The sequence below is a fragment of the Mangrovicoccus sp. HB161399 genome, assembly GCF_013184745.1.
Lineage (GTDB): Bacteria > Pseudomonadota > Alphaproteobacteria > Rhodobacterales > Rhodobacteraceae > Mangrovicoccus.
Genome location: NZ_JAATVU010000070.1, coordinates 23,173 through 29,341, shown reverse-complemented (window position 1 = coordinate 29,341; position 6,169 = coordinate 23,173). Strand labels below are relative to the sequence as shown.

General features: G+C 69.4%; 3 protein-coding genes and 2 pseudogenes. 3 read left to right on the top strand and 2 right to left on the bottom strand.

The features are described 5' to 3' along the window. Nucleotides 1-378, bottom strand: a pseudogene (locus tag HCC78_RS25750) (transposase); the annotation flags it as partial. Between the two features lie 342 nt (nt 379-720). Here HCC78_RS25750 and HCC78_RS25745 point away from each other — a divergent pair. After that, nucleotides 721-2,484, top strand: a complete 1,764-nt coding sequence (locus HCC78_RS25745) for an ABC transporter ATP-binding protein/permease (protein ID WP_172331648.1) — start codon at nt 721-723, stop codon at nt 2,482-2,484. 306 nt (nt 2,485-2,790) lie between these two features. Next, nucleotides 2,791-5,460 carry a hypothetical protein gene (locus tag HCC78_RS25740; RefSeq protein WP_172331647.1) on the top strand — a complete coding sequence of 890 codons (2,670 nt, stop codon included), beginning with the start codon at nt 2,791-2,793 and terminating at the stop codon, nt 5,458-5,460. Here the strand turns inward: HCC78_RS25740 and HCC78_RS25735 are convergent. Beyond that, nucleotides 5,416-5,724: a hypothetical protein gene (locus HCC78_RS25735; RefSeq protein ID WP_172331646.1), complete on the bottom strand. Its 309-nt coding sequence runs from the start codon at nt 5,722-5,724 to the stop codon at nt 5,416-5,418. The genes HCC78_RS25740 and HCC78_RS25735 overlap by 45 nt on opposite strands. Nucleotides 5,725-5,973: 249 nt before the next feature. On the opposite strand from HCC78_RS25735, the pseudogene HCC78_RS33975 reads away from it, so the two are divergent. Continuing rightward, a pseudogene (locus HCC78_RS33975) lies at nt 5,974-6,111 on the top strand (IS6 family transposase); the annotation flags it as partial. Nucleotides 6,112-6,169 lie beyond the last annotated feature (58 nt).

The window sequence follows — 6,169 nt, the reverse complement described above, 5'->3', positions numbered from 1 at the left end:
CAGCCCAGTCCGGACAGTTCGAGCAGGCTCGCCATGAAGCCGCGCGCCATTGCCCTCGGACCAATGGCGGACAATGGCACGCCCTGGCGGAGCGGCAGCCCGAGGAGGATCTTGAGGGTCAGGCAAGCCTGGATTGCATTCGTCGGGGATTGATCCCCCGGATCAATTCCTGATCCTCCTCATTCGCTGTACGCTTGCTGGCGGCCGCGCCGACCTGACGGCACCGCGTCCCATTGCATGGAGGGATCGAACCAGACAGTCAGCGAGCCGCGCTGCCTCAGCGCCTCGCTCGCCGTTGCGCTCGGACCGGTGGCGCGCAACGGCTCGCTAGCTACGCCAGTTGGTGGTCTTGTAGGTCGTCTTCGGAGGTCTGCTCATGGCCGCCAGCTATCATGCTGGATTCGCGCCGTGAATCCCAAGCCGCATTTGCGCAACAGAGCCGTGCGAATGCCAATGATGGCTGTCCGCGGCTTTCCGGAGCGCGGACGGCGGACGCGCTCCGGAAAGCCGCGGCATCAATGCGCTTTGGCTCCGTCCGCCCCGATTTTCGGAAATTCCCGGAAACGCCTCGCATTGTCCGCTTATGTTTGCGTTGCCGCAGGAAACACCGACAGTTGGATATTGCCCGCATGTCGGCTGGCGAGGCAGAAGACGGCATTCGCCAGCCTGCAGGCCGGGAGGCCCGGCCGCGGGATGGCGGGCAGGCGGCGGAGGTCGATCTTGAACAGCGATACCCAATCCCCGTCCGGGACGGTCCGGCAGCCGGCGCCCGGGCGGCAGCTGGCCGGGCTCGTGCGCGCTCTGGCCAAGTCGAGACAGTGGCGGCCGGTCGGCGCTCTGGCGGCCGGCGTCGCGCTGGTGATCTGCGCCAATGCCGCCGGCCAGATCCGGCTGAATGTCTGGCAGCGCGATTTCTACCAGGCCATCGAGCAGCGCGAGTTCCATGCCTTCCTCGTCCAGCTCGCCGCCTTCGGCGCGATCGCCGGCGGGCTGCTGGTGCTTGTGGTCGGCCAGACCTGGCTGCAGGAGATGCTGAAGGTCAGGCTGCGGGCCTGGCTGACCCGCGACCTGATCGGGCAATGGCTGGAGGGACGGCGGCCCTGCCTGCTGGGTTTCCTCGGCGAGATCGCCGAAAATCCCGACCAGCGCGTCCAGCAGGACGCCCAGCATCTGGCCGATCTCACGACCTCGCTGCTGGCGGGGCTGCTGCAATCGACGCTGCTTCTGGCAAGCTTCGTCGGCGTGCTCTGGGTGCTCTCGGCGCAGGTCGCCTTCGATTTCGGCCACGGTCCGGTTTCGGTGCCGGGCTACATGGTCTGGTGCGCGCTGGCCTTCTCGGCGGGAGGTTCGGCTCTCGGCTGGCGCGTCGGACGGCCGCTGGTGCAGCTCAATGCCGAGCGCTATGCCCGCGAGGCGGAACTGCGCAGCGCGCTGGTGCGGGTGGCCGAGAATGCCGACGGCATCGTGCTGGAGGACGGCGCCGCGGACGAGCGGCGGCTGCTGGCCGCGCCGGTCGATGCGGTGATCGGCCTGATGGCCCGGCTGGCCGGGGGGCTGGCGCGGCTGACCTGGGTGACCTCGGGCTATGGCTGGCTCGGACTCGTCGTGCCGGTGGTGGTGGCCGCGCCGGGCTATTTCGGCGGGCAGATGAGCTTCGGCACGCTGATGATGGTGGTCGGTGCCTTCCAGCAGGTGCAGTCCGCGCTGCGCTGGTTCGTCGACAACCTCGCCGTGATTGCCGACTGGCGCGCGACGCTGAACCGGGTGGCGGCCTTCCGCGACGCGCTGCAGGAGGCCGAGGCGATCGGCGAGGGGACCGGCCGGATCGCGGTATCGCAGGACCCGGCGGACGGGCTGGAATTCGCCGGGCTGTCGCTGGCGCTGGCCGGGACCTGCGCGTCGCTGGACGCGGGCGCGGTCCGGATCGCCCCGGGCGAGCGGGTGCAGATCCTCTGCGCCACGGAAGAGGGCCGCAACGTGTTGTTCCGCGCGCTGGCGGGGATCTGGCCCTGGGGCAGCGGCAGCCTCGCCCTGCCGCCGCGGGAGCAGATGACCTTCCTGCCGGAGCGGCCCTACCTGCCGCCCGGCACGCTCCGGAGCGCGCTGTGCTACCCGGCGCCGCCCGAAGCGTTCGGGGAGGACGCGGCTGCCGCCGCCCTGGAGCGCGCCGGTCTTTCCAGGCTGGTGCCGCAGCTCGGCCGCAGCGGGCGCTGGGACCGCGACCTGTCGCTGGGCGAGCAGCAGCGGCTGGGCCTGGCCCGGGTCCTTCTGCACCGGCCGCGCTGGATCGTGCTGAACGAGGCTACGAGCGCGCTCGGCAGGACGCAGGACGGGCTGCCGGACAGCCTGTGGAACGGCGAACTGGACGGTGCGGCAGTGGTCCGGCTCGGACAGGAGCCGCTTGCGGACGGGAGCTGGTCCAGGACGCTGGCCCTGTCGGAATCTGCCGGAGGGCCCTGCCTGCCTGCCCTGCGCATGCGCTGATCCGCGGCCGCACGGGCGGCGGCGGATCGGGGAGAGCTCAGGAGGATCGCAGGGAGGGCAGGGCGCGCCGATGGACCGCGTCCCCGGTGGAGACGGTCCGGCAGGCGAGAATGCGCAGCCTCCGCGGAGCCAAGTCTGCACCGCAGAGCTGCCGTCCGGGCATCGGCTGCCGGGGGCCGGAGCGGGCAAGGGCCGGCATGACGGCTGCCATGGCTGCATTTGGACGACAGCCCGATCCGGCCATCGCGGGGAAAGCGCGGCGCCAAGCAAATCGACAAAGCGGAATATATGTGCCAGCGTGGCGCAATGGGACATCCCTTTCGGTGGTTCCGGACAATTGCGTTCTCGGCCCTCGCACTCGCCGCGCTTGTCGTTGCGGCGAAGGTTGCGGGACCTGCGCTGGATGGCGCGCGGTCGCGGCTCCTGCCCGAGACCGGCGGGCTGGTCTTCGTCGAAAGCCCCGAAGTCTACACCCGCCAGAGGCTTGTCAACGACCGGTACCAGCAGGATGCCTGGCTGCGCCGCAAGCTGGAGGAGATCGATGCGCCGGGCACCCGGTTCATCGCCCGGACCGAGGCGCAGAATGCGGCCCTGTCCGCGCGCATCGGGGCCTCCGGGGCGGATGGCGGCGAGGTGCCCGCCCCGGTACCGTCGGCGCCTGCGCTGCCCGGGCCCGGCGACATTCCCTTCGGCGCGAAGCTCACCATCCAGTCGGCGCTCCGCGACACGCTGCGCCAGCACATCCTGGAAAATGCCCTGGACGACCGCCATGACCTGTCCGGGAACACGGTCTTCGGCCTGAAATTCGACACGGCCGTGGTGCCCGGAACCAATACCGCCCGCAACCCGACCGTGGTCGTGAAGATCGCCGAGAGCGGCGTCGAGGAGCTGAGGCACAACACGCCGGAGCTGGCCGGCTATTACGCGCGCGCGCCCTATATCGGCGACATCGGGGACCGCAGGACGCGGCTCGCGGTCGGCGACATGATCGGCTATTTCGACAGCTGGCGGAAGAACCTCCAGCGCCGGCTGAACCGCGACATCTCGAAGAACGGCGCGACCTGCGCCGTCCTGGGCGAGGCTGACGGGTCCGGCAGGGCCGCCGGCTTCGCCGCAAAGCTGCGGCAGGCGGGGCTTTGCACCGACCAGTCGGCAGGGCCCTACCGGAAGCCGTCCTGCCCGGAGGAGGACATGACCTTCGGCACCTGGCTGGAAGACATGTCCCTGTGCAACGGCACCACCGGAAGCTCGTCGACGAGCGTGTTCGTGCAGCAGGTGCTCCTACCGTCTCTGCTGCGCCAGGCCGGCAGCATCGACGACGTGCTCGACTTCAACCTGCGGGTGCCGCCGCGCAACGTGTATCTCGGGACGGAGACCCTGGATTGGGTGCGCGGCCAGGCCGACCAGTTCTGCCAGGGACAGGGCAGGCTCCCCGTCACGGTCGGGGCCTTCCTGCGCGGCCTGCGCGGCCAGGCGTCGCCGCCGGTTCCGCTGCCCGATCCCTGGGGCGACCTGTTCAACGTCCAGGTCAGCGTGCGCCCGCCGACCGGCGCCATGTGCGCCAATGCCCCGGTCGACCTTCGGCTGCTGGAACGCGAAATCGGTGTCATGATCGTCGAGGATACGGATGGCGGCGCGGCCGGGGCCCTGGCTGCATCGGGCCTGTCCCAGCTCGGCTGCATCGGGACGCAGTGCGAGGGGGACGCAGCCAAGGTCTGGCTCGACCTGCAGGGCATCCCCGACAGCACGTCGATCACCGACAGGCTCGACATCGACGTGCTGAACGTGCTGGCCAGGGACATCAAGCCGTCCCGGCCGCTCGGACCGGGCGAGGATGCATGCCTTTCGCGGGCGCCCGGACACGCGCTCCATTTCGGCAGGACCGGGGACGGGCCATGGCAGTTCGTCGGCGACGATGCCGGAAGCGTCGACCTTGCCAGGGACTTCTTCACGGACTTTAAGTGCCTCCGCGGCCGGGCGTTCCAGATGCGGGTCGGTGCCTTCCTGTTCCTGCAGCGGATGGCGGCTGTCGACAGCTACACCTATGCCGCCTTCCCGCGCGGCGACGTCACCGGGGTCGTCACCGAAACCGGCCAGTCGGCCAAGCTGGATGCCTCGCTGGCCGCGCCGGGCACGCCGGAATGGTCCGTCGGAGCCGGCAGCAGCTCGGCCAGGCGCAGCATCGAGGCGCAGCCCAGCATCATCAACTTCGCCACGGGCGGCGGCGACGCGCTCTTCGATTTCGGCTGGATGATCGTCAAGCCCGGCCTCAAGGAGCCGATGGTCGCCTCGCAGGTGGTCCTAGTCTCCGTGCCGGCCTATCTCGACCAGATCGGGCTCGAGATCTGGCGCGGCTTCATGGAGGACGATTTTCCGGTCCGCGAGGACGGAGGCCCGGTGCAGGGAGACGCGGGGTCCGCGGATCCAGTCCCGCCCGGCGGTGCGACGCCGCGCGCGATCATGGAATTCATGGAGAAGACCGAGGCGACGGCGATGACCCTGCGGGTTCCCCCGGACTTCAAGGCGCTCGACGGCATCGTGGTCGGAAATGACATCCTGAGCGGGCCGCGGATAGACAAGGAAACCATGCGCATCCGGCAGTGCCACCACCTTTCCGCCGATGGCCGACTGAGCATCGACATTCCCGGCGACCGGCTGTGGCGCTCGACGGTGGTCACCCTGGAAGGCGTCAAGGCGGACCGGATCGAGGTGATGCCCGACATGGAAGGGATCCTGGCCATGTTCGCGCCCTTGCAGGGCACCGGCAAGGCGGAGGATGCGGACGGCAAGCCTGCGCTGTCCGGAGAGCTGCCGGGCAGCGGCAAGCCTGTCACGCTCGCCGTATGGACCAGCGAGGGAAACGACCGGATCGAGATCCGCATCTGCGGTTCGGCGGATGGCCCGGAAGAGCCGGCGGCCACGGAGCCGGAGTCAGCGGACGATCCGTCCGGGAGTCCCGTTGCAGGAGCAGAATGAGTTGATCGGCGCCCGCGGAACGCTGCATTCGCCCTTCGGCGTCGAACAGACCGTTCCGAAACTCTGCGCCAGCCTGTCCTTGAGCGCAGGCTGCCCATAGCCGCGTTCCTGCAGCGGCGCCGCAGCGGGTGCTGCCCCGGCGGGCATGGCCGCAACGGCCTCTTCCGGAGCGGCAGGGACAGCAAGGCCGCTGTTCTGCAGGATGGAATAGCCTGTCGCGCCGGTCAGCGCGCCCACCAGAACCAGGATAGCGCCCTTGGTCATCTTCGTCTGCTCCCTTGCCGCGTTTATCCGCCGGGCGATGAACTCCCCGCATTGCCCCTGCGGCTTGGCTGCCGCCTCCCGGGGTGGGGAATAACCGACTTGTTTGAGCAGGAGCTTAACACGGGTCGCTGCTGCGGACACGTGCCATTTGTGAGATGTGAAAGCCGGCGCTGCCCGGATCGCGGAGATGGCGCAGGACGTCACGTATCCGGGTCGGCCGCTCCCGCCTTCAAACCGTGCGGGAGCATGCGCGGCGCCATGGTTTCCTGCGAGACGACCCGTGTCTGGACAGGCCGATTCGGCCGTCAGTTTGCCGCGCAAATTCGAATGGGTCGCCCGGCTCCGGCGGGGAAATGGCATCTCGACGAGGTGGTCATTGGACTGCGCCGCTGCGGCTGGACCAGGCGGACCGGTTGAATTGCCCCCCGCGGGCTTTCAGAGGAAG